General features: G+C 73.6%; 14 protein-coding genes. 6 read left to right on the plus strand and 8 right to left on the minus strand.

Going from position 1 to position 17,200, the window contains the following annotated elements:
* Positions 1-114: 114 nt before the first annotated feature.
* Entirely contained in the window at positions 115-1,776 is a 1,662-nt protein-coding gene (gene hutU, locus ACWERV_RS05295) for a urocanate hydratase (RefSeq protein WP_452929026.1), read from the minus strand.
* Positions 1,777-1,897: 121 nt separating this feature from the next.
* On the opposite strand from hutU, the gene ACWERV_RS05300 reads away from it, so the two are divergent.
* Complete coding sequence (locus ACWERV_RS05300; protein WP_452929029.1) at positions 1,898-3,247, plus strand: diaminopimelate decarboxylase; 1,350 nt, start codon at positions 1,898-1,900, stop codon at positions 3,245-3,247.
* Positions 3,248-3,272: 25 nt separating this feature from the next.
* On the opposite strand, the gene ACWERV_RS05305 is transcribed toward ACWERV_RS05300, so the two are convergent.
* From ACWERV_RS05305 to ACWERV_RS05320, 4 genes are all read right to left on the minus strand, one after another.
* Positions 3,273-3,812: a hypothetical protein gene (locus ACWERV_RS05305; protein ID WP_452929032.1), complete on the minus strand. Its 540-nt coding sequence runs from the start codon at positions 3,810-3,812 to the stop codon at positions 3,273-3,275.
* Between the two features lie 355 nt (positions 3,813-4,167).
* Positions 4,168-5,070 carry a MurR/RpiR family transcriptional regulator gene (locus ACWERV_RS05310; RefSeq protein ID WP_452929035.1) on the minus strand — a complete coding sequence of 301 codons (903 nt, stop codon included), beginning with the start codon at positions 5,068-5,070 and terminating at the stop codon, positions 4,168-4,170.
* Positions 5,071-5,425: 355 nt separating this feature from the next.
* Positions 5,426-7,636, minus strand: a complete 2,211-nt coding sequence (locus ACWERV_RS05315) for an MMPL family transporter (RefSeq protein ID WP_452929038.1) — start codon at positions 7,634-7,636, stop codon at positions 5,426-5,428.
* A gap of 241 nt (positions 7,637-7,877) precedes the next feature.
* Positions 7,878-9,236: an AMP-binding protein gene (locus ACWERV_RS05320; RefSeq protein ID WP_452929040.1), complete on the minus strand. Its 1,359-nt coding sequence runs from the start codon at positions 9,234-9,236 to the stop codon at positions 7,878-7,880.
* A gap of 91 nt (positions 9,237-9,327) precedes the next feature.
* On the opposite strand from ACWERV_RS05320, the gene ACWERV_RS05325 reads away from it, so the two are divergent.
* Positions 9,328-9,738, plus strand: coding sequence for a hypothetical protein (locus ACWERV_RS05325; protein ID WP_398177408.1), 411 nt, complete (start codon positions 9,328-9,330; stop codon positions 9,736-9,738).
* A 340-nt stretch (positions 9,739-10,078) separates the two neighbouring features.
* On the opposite strand, the gene ACWERV_RS05330 is transcribed toward ACWERV_RS05325, so the two are convergent.
* The gene (locus ACWERV_RS05330) at positions 10,079-11,467 is read right to left on the minus strand and encodes a cystathionine beta-synthase (RefSeq protein ID WP_398177406.1); all 1,389 of its coding nucleotides are present in this window, start codon (positions 11,465-11,467) and stop codon (positions 10,079-10,081) included.
* A 216-nt stretch (positions 11,468-11,683) separates the two neighbouring features.
* Here ACWERV_RS05330 and ACWERV_RS05335 point away from each other — a divergent pair, with 216 nt between their 5' ends.
* The 3 genes from ACWERV_RS05335 (at position 11,684) to ACWERV_RS05345 (ending at position 15,337) form a co-directional block, all read left to right on the plus strand.
* Positions 11,684-12,754: an SGNH/GDSL hydrolase family protein gene (locus ACWERV_RS05335; RefSeq protein ID WP_452929045.1), complete on the plus strand. Its 1,071-nt coding sequence runs from the start codon at positions 11,684-11,686 to the stop codon at positions 12,752-12,754.
* A 282-nt stretch (positions 12,755-13,036) separates the two neighbouring features.
* Positions 13,037-14,257, plus strand: coding sequence for an acetyl-CoA C-acetyltransferase (locus ACWERV_RS05340; protein WP_452929048.1), 1,221 nt, complete (start codon positions 13,037-13,039; stop codon positions 14,255-14,257).
* Positions 14,258-14,524: 267 nt separating this feature from the next.
* Complete coding sequence (locus ACWERV_RS05345; protein ID WP_452929051.1) at positions 14,525-15,337, plus strand: hypothetical protein; 813 nt, start codon at positions 14,525-14,527, stop codon at positions 15,335-15,337.
* A gap of 95 nt (positions 15,338-15,432) precedes the next feature.
* On the opposite strand, the gene ACWERV_RS05350 is transcribed toward ACWERV_RS05345, so the two are convergent.
* The gene (locus ACWERV_RS05350) at positions 15,433-15,759 is read right to left on the minus strand and encodes a hypothetical protein (RefSeq protein WP_452929054.1); all 327 of its coding nucleotides are present in this window, start codon (positions 15,757-15,759) and stop codon (positions 15,433-15,435) included.
* A gap of 132 nt (positions 15,760-15,891) precedes the next feature.
* Here ACWERV_RS05350 and ACWERV_RS05355 point away from each other — a divergent pair, with 132 nt between their 5' ends.
* Positions 15,892-16,125, plus strand: a complete 234-nt coding sequence (locus ACWERV_RS05355) for a DUF4287 domain-containing protein (RefSeq protein ID WP_398177392.1) — start codon at positions 15,892-15,894, stop codon at positions 16,123-16,125.
* Positions 16,126-16,230: 105 nt separating this feature from the next.
* Here ACWERV_RS05355 and ACWERV_RS05360 read toward each other — a convergent pair whose 3' ends face one another.
* A complete protein-coding gene (locus ACWERV_RS05360) occupies positions 16,231-17,124 on the minus strand; it encodes a Bax inhibitor-1/YccA family protein (RefSeq protein WP_398177389.1) in 894 nt (297 codons plus the stop codon).
* Between the last annotated feature and the right edge of the window lie 76 nt (positions 17,125-17,200).

The raw sequence follows: 17,200 nt of genomic DNA on the forward strand, positions 1-17,200 counted from the left end.
CGGCGGCCGTGGCCGTACCCGGGCCGCCGTCCGGGCACGTGCTGGTACCTGTGCCGTCGTTCGCACCCGTACCCGTACTTGTGCCGCCGTCCGCGTCCGGACCCGTGCCGCCGGTCATGCGGACGCCTCGCGCATCGGGACGCGCACGCCGCGCTGCCCGGCGACGTCCTCGGCCCGCTCGTACCCGGCGTCCACGTGGCGGATGACGCCCATGCCGGGGTCGTTGGTGAGCACCCGGCGGATCTTCTCTGCGGCCAGCGCGGTGCCGTCGGCGACGGTGACCTGGCCGGCGTGGATGCTGCGGCCGATGCCGACGCCGCCGCCGTGGTGGATCGACACCCAGGAGGCGCCGGAGGCGACGTTGACCATGGCGTTGAGCAGCGGCCAGTCGGCGATGGCGTCGGAGCCGTCGCGCATCGCCTCGGTCTCCCGGTAGGGGGAGGCGACCGAGCCGCAGTCCAGGTGGTCGCGGCCGATGACGACCGGGGCCTTGAGGGTGCCGTCGGCGACCATCTCGTTGAAGCGCTCGCCCGCCTTGTCGCGCTCGCCGTAGCCGAGCCAGCAGATACGGGCGGGCAGGCCCTGGAAGTGGACCCGCTCGCCGGCCAGCCGGATCCAGCGGGCCAGCGACTCGTTCTCCGGGAAGAGGTCGAGGATCGCGCGGTCGGTGGCGTGGATGTCGGCGGGGTCGCCGGACAGGGCCGCCCAGCGGAAGGGGCCCTTGCCCTCGCAGAAGAGCGGGCGGATGTAGGCGGGGACGAAGCCGGGGAAGGCGAAGGCCCGCTCGTATCCGGCCAGTTCGGCCTCCCCCCGGATCGAGTTGCCGTAGTCGAAGACCTCGGCGCCCGCGTCCTGGAAGCCGACCATGGCCTCGACGTGCCGGGCCATCGAGGCGCGCGCCCGCTCGGTGAACTCGGCGGGCTTCTCGGCCGCGTAGTCGGCCATGTCGGCGAGGTCCACGCCGAGCGGCAGGTAGGCGAGGGGGTCGTGGGCGGAGGTCTGGTCGGTGACGACGTCGATCGGCGCGTTCATGGCGAGCAGTCGCGGCAGCACGTCGGCGGCGTTGCCGAGCAGGCCGATCGACAGCGGCCGGCGGGCGTCGCGGGCCTCGGTGGCGAGCCGCAGCGCGTGGTCGAGGTCGTCGGCGCGGACGTCGAGGTAGCGGTGGGCGATGCGCCGCTCGATGGCGCGCGGGTCGCAGTCGACGCAGAGGGCGACGCCGCCGTTCATGGTGACGGCGAGCGGCTGCGCGCCGCCCATGCCGCCGAGCCCGGCGGTGAGGGTGATCGTGCCGGCGAGGCTGCCGCCGAAGCGCTTGGCGGCGACCGCGGCGAAGGTCTCGTAGGTGCCCTGGAGGATGCCCTGGGTGCCGATGTAGATCCACGAACCGGCCGTCATCTGCCCGTACATGGTCAGGCCGAGGGCTTCGAGGCGGCGGAACTCCTCCCAGGTGGCCCAGTCGCCGACCAGGTTGGAGTTGGCGATGAGGACGCGCGGCGCCCACTCGTGGGTCTGCATGACGCCGACCGGGCGGCCGGACTGCACGAGCATCGTCTCGTCCTGCTTCAGGCCGCGCAGGGTGCGGACCATCGCGTCGAAGGACGCCCAGTCGCGGGCGGCCTTCCCGCTGCCGCCGTAGACCACCAGCCGGTCGGGGTGCTCGGCCACCTCCGGGTCGAGGTTGTTCTGCAGCATGCGCAGCGCGGCCTCCTGCTGCCAGCCCAGCGCGCTCATCTCCGTACCGCGCGGCGCGCGTACCGGCCTCGGTCCCGTCATCGGTGCGGCCTCCTCGTCACGACACTGCCTACGTCATCGAATATTCACATCCTCGGGGGCTGAATAGCTCTAGTCAACAAGTCGGCGGGGCAGTGGCGTCGGCGGGCACCTCAGTGGTGGGATGGCGCCCATGACGGACGAGGCGGGGCGCGCGGCGGAGCAGGCGGCACAGCGGCGGAGCGGGGCACTGCGGGCGGCGGTCGCGCGCGGGCTGGTGAGCGAGGAGCAGCCGGTGGTCGGGCTGCTGGACACCGTGGGCGTCCGGCGCTCGGCGACCGCCCTGCACGCGGCCTTCGCCACGCCCGGGGTGGCCGTGCAGCACACCTTCGCGGTCAAGGCGGCGTCCCTGGTGCCCGTCCTGGGCCTGCTGCGGGAGTACGGGCTCGGCGCGGAGGTGGCCAGCCCCGGCGAGCTCGCCCTCGCCCGGTCCGCGGGCATCCCGCCCGCGATGACGGTGCTGGACTCCCCCGCCAAGAGCACCGCCGAACTGCGCGAGGCGCTGGCCCTCGGCGTCGCCGTCAACGCCGACAACCCCGAGGAACTCGCCCGCATCGACGCCCTGCTGGCCGCCGCCCCGTCCGCCTCACCGCTGGGCCTGCGGGTCAACCCGCAGGTCGGCGGCGGCAGCATCGACGCGATGAGCACGGCGACCGCCACCTCCAAGTTCGGCGTGGCGCTGCGCGACCCGGGCGCCGAGGAGTGGGTGCTGCGCGCCTACGCCGAACGCCCCTGGCTGACCCGGCTGCACACCCACACCGGCTCCCAGGGCGTGCCGCTTCAGCTCATGGCCGCGGGCGTGCGGGCCGCCTACGACCTCGCCGAGCGCGTCAACGCCGCCGCCGGACGGCAGCAGGTCACGACCCTCGACATCGGCGGCGGGCTGCCCGTCGACTTCACCTCGGACGCGACCGACCCCACCTTCGGCGCCTACGCGGACCTGCTGCGCGCCGAGGTGCCCGGCCTCTTCGACGGGCGCTACGGCATCGTCACGGAGTTCGGCCGCTCGCTGCTGGCCAAGCACGGCACGGTGCTGGCCCGCGTCGAGTACGCCAAGTCCGCCGGGGGGCGGCCCATCGCCGTCACGCACGCGGGCGCCCAGGTCGCCACCCGGACCGTCTTCGCGCCGGAGGCGTGGCCGCTGCGCGTTCTCGCCCTCGACCCGCAGGGGCGGTCCAAGACCGGCGAACCCGTCGTCCAGGACGTCGCCGGGCCCTGCTGCTTCGCGGGCGACCTGGTCGCGCGCGGCCGCGCCCTGCCGCTGCTGGCCGCGGGCGACCACGTCGCCCTGCTGGACACCGGGGCCTACTACTTCTCGACCCACTTCGCCTACAACGCGCTGCCCCGCCCCGCCGTCTGGGCCTACACCGGCGAGCCCGGCGCCGAGCCCGTCTTCGCACCCGTGCGCGCCGCCCAGACCCTCGGCGAACTGCTCGCCGAGAGCGGCGCCGCCCTCCCGCCGCTCCAGCCCTGAGCCGCGCGGCGGTCCCGGCCCGGCGTCAGCGGCGCCGCCCGCCGCCGGGCACCGCGTCCCCCGCACCCGTGCCCGTCAGCTGGTAGGCGGCGGGGTCGCCGTCGGGGCGTATCCACAGCAGCGCCTCCCGGCTCCGCTCGATCCGGCCTATCCGCAGCGCCCGCGCGAAGAGCCCCGCGCCCGCCCCGGCCAGCAGCATCCCGCCCGCGCACGGCATTCCCGCCGACGAGCCCAGCGCGACCACGAAGGCGAGCGCCAGCCACCAGCGGCGGCGCCGCACCCAGGCCCGCGCGGTCACCTTGCGGTCCTGGAGGTAGACCGACTTCGCCGCCCGGCTCGCGGCCCGCGCCCGCGCCTGCGCCCGCCCGGCGCGTACGAAGAAGACCGCGAACGCGGCCACGACGAACAGCGCCGCCCCCGCCGTCACACCGATCCGCCGCCCGGTGGGGCTGAACGTCACGGCCGTGCCGGGCGCCGCCGCGACGACCCCCAGCCACCACAGCCACACCCCCGCGGTCCGCACCGTCACGGCCACCCGCGCCAATGTGTAGGCCCCGCGCACCACGTCGCACCTCCTCTTCCGCCGGCCGTTCCGCCACGCGTCGCCGTCCGCCGCGGCCGGCCCACGGCGTCGGATGCCAGGTGGACGGGAGGGTACTTCGGCATTCTCAGATTTTCGTTAAGACGAACCCCCGCCGCGCCCGGCCCGCACTCCCCCGCGGACCGCGCCCGCAGCCGACGCGCACGGCAGCCCCACCCGGGGCGGCCCGCCCGCGTCCGGGAAGCGCCACCCGCGGCCCCCGCACCCACGGCAACCGGCCCGGGGCAGGCCCGCAGCCAGGCCCGCGACGCGCCGGACACGCACCGGCCCCGCGCGCACCGCCAGGCCACCGCTCCGCCCGCCGCCGGGCGGCCGCGGCTCACTCCACGAACACCCCGCGCGCCGCGGCCCGCGCGTCGAACTCCTCCAGCCGCGCCTGCGCGTCCGGCAGCTCGTCGCACATGGCCTCCAGCAGCGCCCGGCCGAGCAGCATCGGCGCGCACGCCGTGTCGAAGGCCAGCCCCGTCCCGACCGCCGCGGGCAGCAGCAGGTCGCTGTGCGCGGCGACGGGCGCGAAGGCGCTGTCCGCCACCGTCACGACGGTCAGCCCCGCCCCGCGGGCGTACTCCAGCGCCTCGACGACCTCCCGCGGATGCCGCGGCAGCGCGAAGCACAGCAGCGCGCTCGCCCCCGCCCGCACCGCGGCGTCGATACGGTCGGCGAGCACCGTGCCGCCCTCGTCCAGCAGCCGCACGTCCGGGTGCACCTTGGCGGCGAAGTACGCGAAGCCCCCCGCCTGCGCACCGGCGGCGCGCAGCCCCAGCACCGGCAGCGGGACCGACGCGGCCAGCAGCGCCCCGGCACGGGCGACCGGCGCGGGGTCGGCCAGCAGCGCCGCGAGGTGCCGCAGGTTCTCGATCTCGGCGTGCACGGCCTGCTGGTACTCGTTGCCGCCCGCCGCCTCCTGCGCGGCGGAGGCGGCCGCGGGCACCTCCCGCAGATGGCGCCGCAGCGCGGGATAGCCGTCGAAGCCCAGGGCCACCGCGAAGCGGGTCACGGACGGCTGGCTGACGCCCGCGAGTTCGGCGACCTCGACGCTGGACAGGAAGGGCGCGTCCACCGCCCGGCGCACCAGGCAGTGCGCGATCCGCCGCTGGGTCGGCGTCAGCCGGTGCGCTTCGAAGAGCTTCAGCAGCCGTCCCGCGGCGCTCTCGCCGCCCGCCCCCGCCGGGCCGGCCGTGCCCGCGGGGCCGCCGTCACCCGGGGCCGTACCGCCGTTCATACGCTGCCGCTCATCTGCCGCGGCTCGTCACGTCACCACTGCCCATCCCCGACCCCCTTCTCAGGCCTCCTATTCACCGATCCCTGACTCTGCATGACCGTATGCATTCCGGCAAGGCCCGCGCCCGCCCCGCCGGTCCCCCCGGCCGCTCCCGCTCCGGCGCCCGTACCGCCGCCGGCTCGCCCCTCTCTCACCGTCCCCGCACGGCCCACCACCCCTCTCCGACACCCTGCTCCGACTCTCCGCAACCGACCGGTCACTGTCCGCTGTCTCAGCGTAACCGAAAGGGCCGGACAGGTGATCGACACCTGTCCGGCCCTGTGGAAAACCCGGCTACTGCCGGAAAACCCGCAGCTCAGCGCCTCCCGGGCGCGTCAAGCTCGGAGTCCCGGCGACCGCCGGGGCCACCCGGACCGTTCGGTCCGCCGAAGCCGCCGGAGCCGCCGTCGCCGTTCCCCGTGCCGCCGGAAGCGGACGCCCGGTCGGCGTGCCCCGGCCACCACGCGGCGTGGCCGATGAGCGCGGTGAGGCTCGGCGTGAAGAACATCGCCATCACGAAGGCCGCCATCACGATGCCGAAGGCGACCGTGAAGCCCATCTGGGTCAGGAACGAGTTGCCGGAGAGCATGAGCGTCGCGAAGGTCGCCGCGAGGATCACGCCCGCCGCGCCGACCGTCGGACCGGCGTGCTTGAGCGCCTCGGCCGCCGCCTCGCGCGGGTTGCGGCCCTCGCGGGCCTCCTCCCTGAGGCGGGCGATCATCAGGATGTTGTAGTCGGTGCCGATGGCGACGACGAACAGGTACATGATGATCGGCAGCATGAAGATCAGCCCGTCGCCCCGCCCGAACAGCAGCACCGTGGTGCCGAGGGTGGCGCCGAAGCCGAGGCCGACGGACGCGATCAGGTACCAGGGCGCGACCACGCTGCGCAGCAGCAGCCCCAGGATCACCATGATCAGGATGGCGGCGACCGGGAAGACCGTGCGGTAGTCGTGGTTCACGGCCGCGTTGATGTCCTTGAAGATCGACGACGTGCCGCCGACGAAGGCCTCGGTCCCGGGCGGCGCGTTGTCGTGGGCGACGCTGCGGATGCCGTCGACCGCGGAGATCGCCTTGTCGCTGGCCGCCTCGTACTTCAGCGTGACCGTGAAGTTCGCGGTGGTGCCCGGCTTGTTGAGGTCGTTCGCCTTGTCGAAGCTCACGGACGCGACGCCCTCGGCCTTGCTCAGCTTGTCGCTGTAGGCCGACAGGTCCGCGGGCAGCGGTTTGCCGTTGGTGCTGTTGAGGTAGACGTTGGTCGGCTCGGCGGCGCCCGCGGAGTAGGCCGAGGCCAGGGTGTCCTGGACGACCATCGACTCCTTGGACTTCGGGATCGAGCCGGACGCCAGGTCGTAGGACGCCTTGTAGCCGAAGGTGCCGAGCGTCAGCAGCAGCATCACCAGGCCGGACACCACCGCGACCAGGCCGGACTTGCGGCCGACGAGCCGTCCGATGGCGGCGAAGCGGGTGCCCGTGGGCTCCTGCTGCCACTTCTTGCCGGGCCAGAACAGCACCCGCACCGGGATCAGCGAGCACACCGCGGGGAAGAGCGTCAGACCGGCGAGCAGCGTGACCGCGACCAGGATCGCCAGCGCCGGGCCGAGCTGGGTGAGGAAGCCCAGCGTCGACAGCGCCAGGGCGCAGAAGGCGATGATCACCGCTCCGGCCGCGGAGGCGATCGCCTCGCCGACCCTGGTGACGCTGTTGATCATCGCCTGCTTGGGTTCGTCACCCGCCCGCAGCCGTTCCCGATAGCGGAACATCAGGAAGAGGAAGTAGTCGGTGCCGACACCGAGCACCACCACGATGAGCAGCGCCGAGATCGAGCTGTTGGCCTGCAGTCCGAAGACCTTGGTGGCGTCGGCGATCAGCGCGTTGGAGACGGTGAAGACGACGCCGATGAGCAGCACCAGCGGCATGATCGCGATCAGCGGCGACCGGAAGATGATCGACAGCGTCACGATGATGATCAGCAGGGAGCCGAACAGCGCGACCGCGTCCGAGGTCTTGCCGGCGTCCTGCTGGTCCAGGTTCTGCGCGGCCTGACCGCCCACCTGGACCTTGAGCGCGGTGCCCTTGGCCAGGTCGGTGGAATCCTTGCGCAGCTCCTTCGCGGCATCGGCCTGCTTGGGCTGGCCCGCCGACTTCTTGTCCATCTGGACGTAGGCGGTGGTGTACTTGCCGTCCTTGGACGAGGTGCCGTCGACGACCTTCTGGACCTGGTCGATCTTCTTGCCGCCCAGGTCCTTGGTGATGCGGGCGATGTCGGCCTGGTCGGTCTTGGTCAGCTTGCCGCCGTCCTCGCGCTGGTAGAGCACGATCGCGGCGGGGGTGAAGGCCTGGGGAAATGCCTTCTCCTGGAGGTCCATGGCCTTGATGGACTCATAGCTGCTCGGCAGGAAACTGCTCTCGTCGCTGTTGGACGGAAGGCTCGGGGCCGTCGCGATGATCGCGACCGCCGCGATGACCCACGCGACGATGGTCCATACGGGATGGCGGACGACTGTGCGTCCGATGCGGTGGAACATGCGGTGCTGCCTCCATGGCAGGACGTATCACCGCCACCCTTCGGAGCGGGACCGGGGTATCGGCGACCCGGACGGCCCAGGGGAGGCCGTCCGGTGGGACGGGCAACGTTGTCTGTGGGATGAGCTTACTTGCCGCCCGGCAAGTGGCAAGCGCGGGGTGCCCCCGGGCGCGGCCCGGGTCGTCCGGGCACGCCGGAAGGAGCGACCCCCTCCGCTCGATCCGCCCCCAACGTCTACCTGGTCAGACAGGGGGCAGCAACCGCTTTTGCGGCTTGCCCATCGCGTTGCGCGGCAGCTCGGCGAGGAAGCGCACCGTCCGCGGCCGCTTGTGCACCGACAGCCGCGCGGCCACGAAGTCGGTCAGCTCCGTGGCGCTCACGCCGTCCGCCACCACATAGGCCACGATCTGCTGCCCGAGGTCCGGGTGCGGGGCGCCGACGACGGCAGCCTCGCGTACCGCGGGATGGTCCAGCAGGGCGTTCTCCACCTCGCCCGCTCCGATCCGGTAGCCGCCGGACTTGATGAGGTCGGTCGAGGCGCGGCCGACGATGCGGTGCGTGCCGTCCTCGTCGACCGCGGCGATGTCACCGGTGCGGAACCAGCCGTCGTCGGTGAAGGCCGCCGCGCTCGCCTCGGGGCGGCCCAGGTAGCCGTCGAAGAGCGTGGGGCCCTGCACCTGGAGCTCGCCGATCCCGTCCTCGGTCTCGGCGATCCTGGTGCGGATCCCGGCGAGCGGGGTGCCGACCGCGCCCGGGACGCGCGCGCCGTCCGCCCGCGCGCTCACCGTGATGAGCGTCTCCGTCATGCCGTAGCGCTCCACCGGCTCGTGGCCGGTCAGCTCGCGCAGCGACCGGAAGACCGGCTCCGGCAGCGGGGCACTGCCCGACACCAGGAGCCGGGCGCCCGACAGCGCGCGGGCCGCCTCCTCGTCGCGCGCCACGCGGTGCCAGACGGTGGGCACCCCGAAGTAGAGGCTGCCGCCCGCCGCCGCGTATGCCGCGGGTGCGGGCCGCCCGGTGTGCACCAGGCGGCTTCCGGTGCGCAGCGCCCCGAGCACCCCCAGCACCAGCCCGTGCACATGGAAGAGCGGCAGACCGTGCACCAAGGTGTCGTCCGCGGTCCATTGCCACGCCTGCGCCAGGGCGTCGAGATCGGCGGCCACGGCGGCGCGGGAGACCAGCACGCCCTTGGGCGGCCCGGTCGTCCCCGAGGTGTAGAGCACCAGGGCCGCGTCGCGGTACGGCGACGGGTCGGACGCCGCCCTCGGCTCGGCGCCGGTGAAGTCGGCGCGTTCGGCGAAGTCGACCGGCACCACCTCGGCGCCGGAGTCGCGCAGGATGTGCTCGCTCTCGGCGGGGCCCGCGTCGGGGGCGAGCGGCACCACGGGCACCCCGGCGAGCAGTCCGCCGACGACCGCGGCGACGGTCTCCAGCGAGGCGGTGGCCCGCACGGCGAAGGCCGGGGCGCCCGCGACGCGCCGGGCGACCGCGCCCGCGGCGCCGAGCAGTTCCTCGTAGGAGCTGCCGCGCCCGTCGACGGTCAGCGCGTCCGCCCGGTCCGTACCGCCGTGCAGGGCGGTCAGCAGCGGTACGTCGGCCATGGCGGATCCTCCTGCGGGACGACTCGACCCCCGGTCGATCCGGGGGCTAACCCCAGTGTGGCCCACGGCACCGTCCGCCTACCGTGGGCGCATGGACACCCGCGACCCGGAACTGACCAAGGAACTCTCCGCCACCTTGCAGGCCCGCAAGGACCTCGGAGCGGAGTACGAATCCGCGCTCGTCGACTCCTTCATCGAGAAGGTGTCGGACAGCATCGACAGCCGCGTCGAGCAGCGGGTCCGCCGCGAGCTGGCGCAGCAGCAGACGTCGTTCGCCCGCGCCGACCGCCGCCCGATCGGCCCGCCGCAGACCGGCCCCGCCTTCGCCCGCTACGGGTTCGCGGGCTTCACCCTGATCCTGGCGATCCCGCTGTCCGCGATCGCCGCGACGCAGGCCGGTACGGCGGGCCTGTTCATCAGCTGGGCGGGCATCGTGGGCGTGAACGTGGCGCAGGGCCTGGCCAGCGCGTGGACGCGGACGAAGCCCTCGCAGGACGACTAGCGGACGGGCGGGGCCGCGAGAAGGCGGGAGCCGGGACCGCGAAGAGGTAGTCGCGGGGACCGCCGCACCCCCGGAGCGAGCCGGAGGGCGGGACGACGGCGGTCCCCGCGAGGGACGCGGGCCGGGTCAGGACCGGGCTGTACGCGTCCGGGTCACCATGGAGTCCGGGAGCCGCTCCGGAAGTCCTTGGCGCCGTCTGGTGCCGTCCGGGTGGGCTGGCCGCCCGCCCTTCCGACATCCACCAATGTGCCGGACGCTTGTTAAGCGCGTGCTGCGCGGACGTGTCGCGGATGTACCAGTTCCGCGAATCCGCGCCCCCGCCGCCCCGGGCCGCGCAGGGTCAGGCGGTGCCGCGCAGGGCGAGGAAGGCCAGCAGGTCCTGGCGGCTGACCACGCCTGTCGGCTTGCCCTCGACCAGCACGATCGCGGCGTCGGCCGCCTCCAGCACGGTCATCAGGTCGCCGACCGGCTCGCCGGAGCCGACCTGCGGCAGCGGCCGGCACATGTGCTTGTCCAGCGGGTCGTCCAGACTCGCGGCCTTGGTGAACAGCGCGTGCAGCAGGTCGCGCTCCACGACCGAGCCGACCACCTCCGCCGCCATCACGTCCGGGTGGCCGGCGCCCGGCTTGACCACCGGCATCTGCGACACGCCGTACTCGCGCAACACCTCGATGGCCTGGCCGACGGTCTCGTCCGGGTGCATGTGCACCAGTTGCGGCAGGTCGCCGTCCTTGTGCGCCAGGACGTCGGCGACGCGCGGCTCGCCCTCGCCCTCGTCGAGGAAGCCGTGCGAGCTCATCCACTCGTCGCTGAAGATCTTCGACAGGTAGCCGCGCCCGCTGTCCGGCAGCAGGACCACCACGACATCGTCGGGGCCGAGCCGCTCGGCGACCTTCAGGGCCGCCACGACCGCCATCCCGCACGAGCCGCCGACCAGCAGGCCCTCCTCGCGGGCCAGCCGCCGGGTCATCTGGAAGGAGTCCTTGTCGGAGACGGCCACGATCTCGTCGGCCACCCCGCGGTCGTAGGCCTCGGGCCAGAAGTCCTCGCCGACGCCCTCCACCAGGTACGGCCGCCCGGAGCCGCCGCTGTAGACCGAGCCCTCCGGATCGGCGCCGACCACCTGCACGCGGCCGTCGCTGACCTCCTTGAGGTAGCGGCCGGTGCCGCTGATGGTGCCGCCGGTGCCGACGCCCGCCACGAAGTGCGTGATCCGGCCGTCGGTCTGCTGCCACAGCTCGGGCCCGGTGGATTCGTAGTGCGACAGCGGGTTGTTGGGGTTGCTGTACTGGTCGGGCTTCCAGGCGTTCGGGGTCTCGCGCACCAGGCGGTCGGACACGTTGTAGTACGAGTCCGGGTGCTCGGGATCGACGGCCGTGGGGCACACGACGACCTCGGCGCCGTACGCCCGCAGGACGTTGATCTTGTCGGTGGACACCTTGTCCGGGCAGACGAAGATGCAGCGGTAGCCCTTGCGCTGCGCGACCATCGCCAGGCCCACACCGGTGTTGCCGGAGGTCGGCTCCACGATGGTGCCGCCGGGCTTCAGGTCGCCGCTGCGCTCGGCCGCCTCGATCATGCGCAGGGCGATGCGGTCCTTGACCGAACCGCCGGGGTTGAAGTACTCGACCTTCGCCAGGACGGTGGCCCTGACGCCTTCGGTCACGCTGCCGAGCCTCACCAGCGGGGTGTTGCCGACGAGGCTGATCATCGAGTCGTGAAACTGCACCGTAGTGTCTCCGGGTTCTCCGTCGTGGTGGAGGCCAGCCTAGGGGGCGGGACGCACCCGGCCGGAGGCGAAACGGCGAAAGGGCCGGAACGGCACAGTGGCGGAAAGGACGCTGCGGCGCACCGTGCAGGCGGGGGCGCCGCCGACGTTGCCTGAGGTGTCCCGCGGGGCAACACGTGAATGTACCGGCGAGTGGACGGGTGGTGAGCGGACTCGATGTCGAGGGCGAGGGTGGCGCGGCGGATCGCGGGCGCGGCAGCGGTCGGCGGGGGCGGGATCAGCCTGCTGGGCGGGGCGGCGGTCGGACTGGTGCTGGCGGAGGTCAGACTGGCCAGACGGGTGGTCGGCGGCTCGGGGGACGTGCCGCCGCGGGCCGACGGCAGATACGGGTCGGCGTTCGCGCGCCCCGGCGCCGAGCCGCCGCTGCGGCTGGTCTTCCTGGGCGACTCCACGGCCGCGGGCCAGGGCGTGCACCGGGCCGGCCAGACCCCGGGCGCGCTGCTCGCCTCGGGCCTGGCGGCGGTCGCGGAGCGGCCGGTGCGGCTGCTCACCGTCGCCCAGCCGGGTGCGCAGTCCGACGACCTGCCGCGCCAGGTGGAGCTGGTGCTCGAAGCCGGCGCCGCCCCGCCGGACGTCGCGGTGATCATGATCGGCGCCAACGACGTCACCCACCGCATGCCGCCCGCGACCTCGGTGCGGCTGCTGGCCGACGCGGTACGGGAGCTGCGCGCGGCCGGCGTCGGGGTCGTCGTCGGCACCTGCCCGGATCTGGGCTCGGTCGAACCCGTCTACCAGCCGCTGCGCTGGCTGGCGCGCCGGATGAGCCGCCAGCTGGCCGCGGCGCAGACCATCGCCGTGGTGGAGGCGGGCGGGCGTACGGTCTCGCTCGGCGACCTGCTGGGGCCGGAGTTCGAGGCTCGGCCGCGCGAGTTGTTCGGCCCGGACAACTACCACCCTTCCGCCGAGGGCTACGCGACCGCCGCGATGGCGGTGCTGCCGACGCTGTGCGCGGTGCTGGGGCTGTGGCCGCAGGCCGACGAGCGGCCGGACGCGCGGCGCGGCGAGGGCTTCCTGCCGGTGGCCCAGGCGGCGGCCGAGGCGGCCGGTGCGGGCGGTACGGAGGTCACGGCGGCGCGGGGTACGGGCGCGGGTCCGCGCGGGCGCTGGGCGCTCGTCAAGCGGCGCCGGCGGCGGCCGCTGGAGCAGGAGCGGGAGGACGTGCCCGCGGCGGGCGGCGGGGGCACCGACGCCGGGGACGCCGAGGACGCGGCGAACCGGTCGGCGTAACCGCGGGGCCCGCGGGGTAGGGGTGGGACGTCGGCGGGTAAGCAAGCGCTCAGAAAGTAGCCCGCATCACAGCGCCCGGCGGATGACGCATCGCGCTACGCACGGGTAACTTTCCAGTCGGCCCCCGCGTCCGGGACGGCGCACCGGCCGCGGCGGGTACGGGACCGCGCCGGCCGTCCCGTACGCCCGGACCGGACCCGGCCCGCCGGGACCGGGCCCAGCCCGGAAGCAGTCCGTCAGTCCGTACCTGTCCACAGCCGCAGCCCGCCGAGGAGTGCCGCGATGCCCGAAGCCGTCATCGTCTCCACCGCCCGTTCGCCCATCGGGCGCGCCTTCAAGGGATCGCTCAAGGAGCTGCGCCCGGACGACCTGGCCGCGACCGTCATCCGGACCGCGCTCGACAAGATCCCGCAGCTCGACCCGCACGACATCGACGACCTGATGCTCGGCTGCGGCCTGCCCGGCGGCGAGCAGGGCTTCAACCTGGCCCGCATCGTCGCGGTGCAGATGGGCATGGACCACCTGCCGGGCTGCACCGTCACCCGCTACTGCTCCTCGTCGCTGCAGACCACCAGGATGGCGCTGCACGCCATCAGGGCGGGCGAGGGAGACGTGTTCGTCTCGGCGGGCGTGGAGATGGTCTCGCGCTTCGCCAAGGGCAACTCCGACTCGCTGCCCGACACCATGAACCCGCTGTTCGACGAGGCGATCGCGCGCACCGCCGAGCGCGCCGGACAGAGCGGCGCCGACTGGCACGACCCGCGCGAGGACGGCCTGCTGCCCGACGCGTACATCGCGATGGGCCAGACCGCGGAGAACCTGGCGGCGCTCAAGGGCATCACGCGGCGCGAGCAGGACGAGTTCGGCGTCCGCTCGCAGAACCTGGCGGAGCAGGCGCTGAAGAACGGCTTCTGGGAGCGCGAGATCACCCCCGTGACGCTCCCCGACGGCACCGTGGTGGCCACGGACGACGGTCCGCGGGCGGGGGTGACCATGGAGGGCGTCGCGGGCCTGGGGCCCGTCTTCCGGCCCGACGGCACCGTGACCGCGGGCAACTGCTGCCCGCTCAACGACGGCGCGGCCGCACTGGTGGTCATGTCCGACACCAAGGCGCGCGAGCTGGGGATCACCCCGCTGGCCCGGGTCGTCTCCACCGGCGTCTCGGCGCTCTCCCCCGAGATCATGGGCTACGGCCCGGTCGCGGCCTCGCAGCAGGCGCTGCGGCGGGCCGGGATGAGCATCGGCGACATCGACCTGGTCGAGATCAACGAGGCCTTCGCCGCCCAGGTCATCCCCTCCTACCGAGACCTGGGCATCGACCTGGACCGGCTCAACGTCAATGGCGGCGCCATCGCGGTGGGCCACCCCTTCGGCATGACCGGCGCCCGCATCACCGGCACGCTCGTCAACAGCCTCCAGTTCCACGACAAGCAGTTCGGCCTGGAGACCATGTGCGTGGGCGGCGGACAGGGCATGGCCATGGTGATCGAGCGGCTTTCGTGACACTCCGCCACCGTCCGACTCCGTAGCGCCGAGTTGTGACGTATGTCGCAGGCACCTCGCCCCCGGGATGTAATTTGTCCCGGGGGCGTCGCGTTTACCCAGGTCAGACCGCCCCCGTCAAACCCGGACAGATCCCAGGAATCGCCCAAGTCATGACTTTCCGCACTGCAAGGGCCAGGGGTTTACCGGCACAGTGATGTGAGGGGAAAGTTTCGTCCACCGGACAAGTGGGCAATTGCTCGGGTCGCGTCAGTCGGGAGAACGTCAGTGAGTGCCAACTTCACCGTCCTGCTGGTCGCCGCGGGTCTCGCCGTGGCGGCGGGTTCCGCCGCTCTGGTCTCCGCCCGCGGCATGCGGCGCGAACTGGCCGCCCTGCGCCAGGACCTGGCCGGACTCGGCGTACCCGGGCAGCGCGACGCCGAGGGCATCAGGGCGGCCGTCGCGGGCGCCCTCGCCGACGAGCGCGAGCGCGAACTGGCCGAGGCCCGCGCCTTCTGGGCCGAGCAGGAGGCCCGCGAGAGCGCGGGCGAGGCACCGCTCTTCCGCGGGCTGTACGGCAGCGCCGCGGACGGCCCGCTGCCCGGCTGCGACTACGAGGTGCCGCCGGTGCTGCCCTACCTGCCGCGGCAGGCCGACTTCGCGGGCCTGGACGCCGCCGAGGGCGCCTTCGACGGCGTCCGCGACACCGAGGGCGCGGGCGACCCCGGCGACGCCGTCCTGCCCGCACCGGGCGCGATCCCGCACCCCTCCGGCCCCGACTTCGCGCCCTCGCCGGTCGTCGCCTCGCCGGACCAGACCGCCGACCGGCTCGCCGACCTCGCGGACGGCCGCATCCCGCTCTCCGACGTCCGACCGGGCCCGCTGGGCACCCTGGACGTCTACGTCTTCGCGGACGGCACCACGCTGTGCATGACGCCGGGCCACCGGGAGACCGCGCTGCGGCTGTCGGAGGCGCTGGACCGCGGCGACGTGCCCGTACTGCGCGGCGGCTCGGCCATAGCCGGGGCCTACGCGCTGACCTTCGCCTTCGGCGAGGAGAGCGTCTACGTGCTGGCCGACCGCGTCGTCGCCTCGCTCTGAGATCTGAGATCCGAGCCCCGCGGGCCGGGTTCTGCACCGGCCGCACCCGTACCGCGTCGCACCGCTCGCACCGCGTCGCACCGTACGAAGGCCGGTCAGCCGACCTCCCGCGCCGCCTTCGCGACCTTCCCGCGCGCCTCGGCCAGCAGCGCGCCGTGCCCGGGGGACGCCGCCACCGCGAGCAACTCCCGCCCGGCGAGGGAGAGCTGGTCGCCGACCACGAACACGCCCTCGTCCGGCATCACGTACGGTTCGCGCCCGGGGAATTCCAGCAGCTGGGCCTCCCGGTCCAGCCACCGCGCCAGCTCCAGTCCGGCCGCCGCGGCGCCCGCCTGGAGCCGCCGCTGGGGCAGCGCGCGCAGCCGCCCCGCGAGGCGTTCCACCGCTGCGCCCAGTTCGTCCGGTCGTGTCTGCTCGGGCATGACCCGACAGTACCGGGGTAAGGAAGACGGCCTCGCACCCATGTCCGTCCCCGGCGGTTCGCCGCGCGATGGTTGCCAACGAACGACCGCTGGGGCACGGTGGGGTGACCGGACCACATACCGGAGGCGCCGATGTCCCAAACGCACTTCTCCGCGGAAACCCACCGGAATCTGATCGACCGTATCCCGCACTGCACCGGCCGCGAGGTCAGCGAGTGGCTGTCCGCCCTCGACGAAGGACCCGCGCTCTTCCGCTTCGACGAGAAGGTCAGCTGGCTGCGCAGCGAGCACGACCTCTCCTACGGCCACGCCAAGGCCCTCGTCCACGAGTACGACCTGCGACGGGCCGCCCGCAACCTGCGCTGAACGGTCACCGCCGACACTCCCACACGCCTGCGGGCTGCCGGGAAGCGGTACTTCCCGGCAGCCCGCCGCGTGCGCCCGTACCCCCCGGACACGGCCCGCGGGGCGTCAGTCGCGCAGGATCGCGATCAGCCGCAGCAGCTCCAGATAGATCCACACCAGCGACAGCGTCAGACCGAACGCCGCAAGCCAGGACTCCTCGCGCGGGGCACCGCCCCGCACACCGTCCTCGATCTGCTTGAAGTCCAGCGACAGGAAGAAAGCGCCCAGCGCCACACCGAGCAGGCAGAAGACGATGCCGAGCGGGCCGGTGCGCAGGCCCAGCGTGTCCGAGCCGCCGAAGGCCGCGAAGAGCAGGTTCACCACCATCGCGAGCACGAAGCCGATCGCGACCGCCATGCCGATGCGCTGGTAGCGCGCGGTGACCCGAACGATCCGCGCCCGGTAGGCGACGAGCATCCCGGCGAAGACGGCCATGGTGCCCAGCACCGCCTGCACCGGCGCACCCTGCCACGCCTGGTTGTACTCCCGGCTCAGCACACCGAGGAAAACGCCCTCGAAGGCGGCGTAACCGAGGATCAGCGCGGGTACGGGCCGCCGCTTGAACGCCTGCACCATGGCCAGCACGAACGCGATCAGCGCGGCGCCCACCGCCAGGCCGACCCGGTCCGGCAGCGCGACCCATCCCAGGACGGCGCCGACCACGACCGTGCCGAGCGTGATGCCGGTACGCGTCACGACGTCGTCGATCGTCATCCGCCCGGTCTGCGCCGGGCCCGCGGCGGGCGCCGCGTACATCTCCTCCAGCCGCTCGGCGCTCGCCGGCCCCGGCTGGTCGTACGGATTGCGCGGCGCCCCCGCGTACGGGTTGCCCTGCGCGCCGCCGTAGGGGTTGCCGCCGCCGTACGGGCCGCCGCCCCGGGCACCGGCCGACTCGAAGCCGGCGTAGTCGTTCCCGCGGGTGAAACCCCGCCGGGAGAAGACCGGGTTGCTGCTCCTCATCTCACTCCTCCAAGGCCGCGTCCGCGGCTCTGCGTCAAGAGTAATGGCTTGGCAAAAAAGCAGCCTTCCCGCAGAT

The sequence above is a fragment of the Streptomyces sp. NPDC004031 genome (assembly GCF_053604375.1).

Bases quoted from the DNA above. Each gene is read 5' to 3' on its own strand.
- ACWERV_RS05315 (WP_452929038.1), bottom strand. From the start codon at position 7,636: ATGTTCCACCGCATCGGACGCACAGTCGTCCGCCATCCCGTATGGACC.
- ACWERV_RS05300 (WP_452929029.1), top strand. From the start codon at position 1,898: ATGGCGCCCATGACGGACGAGGCGGGGCGCGCGGCGGAGCAGGCGGCA.
- ACWERV_RS05340 (WP_452929048.1), top strand. From the start codon at position 13,037: ATGCCCGAAGCCGTCATCGTCTCCACCGCCCGTTCGCCCATCGGGCGC.
- ACWERV_RS05355 (WP_398177392.1), top strand. From the start codon at position 15,892: ATGTCCCAAACGCACTTCTCCGCGGAAACCCACCGGAATCTGATCGAC.
- ACWERV_RS05335 (WP_452929045.1), top strand. From the start codon at position 11,684: ATGTCGAGGGCGAGGGTGGCGCGGCGGATCGCGGGCGCGGCAGCGGTC.
- ACWERV_RS05320 (WP_452929040.1), bottom strand. From the start codon at position 9,236: ATGGCCGACGTACCGCTGCTGACCGCCCTGCACGGCGGTACGGACCGG.
- ACWERV_RS05310 (WP_452929035.1), bottom strand. From the start codon at position 5,070: ATGAACGGCGGTACGGCCCCGGGTGACGGCGGCCCCGCGGGCACGGCC.
- ACWERV_RS05325 (WP_398177408.1), top strand. From the start codon at position 9,328: ATGGACACCCGCGACCCGGAACTGACCAAGGAACTCTCCGCCACCTTG.
- hutU (WP_452929026.1), bottom strand. From the start codon at position 1,776: ATGACGGGACCGAGGCCGGTACGCGCGCCGCGCGGTACGGAGATGAGC.
- ACWERV_RS05350 (WP_452929054.1), bottom strand. From the start codon at position 15,759: ATGCCCGAGCAGACACGACCGGACGAACTGGGCGCAGCGGTGGAACGC.
- ACWERV_RS05360 (WP_398177389.1), bottom strand. From the start codon at position 17,124: ATGAGGAGCAGCAACCCGGTCTTCTCCCGGCGGGGTTTCACCCGCGGG.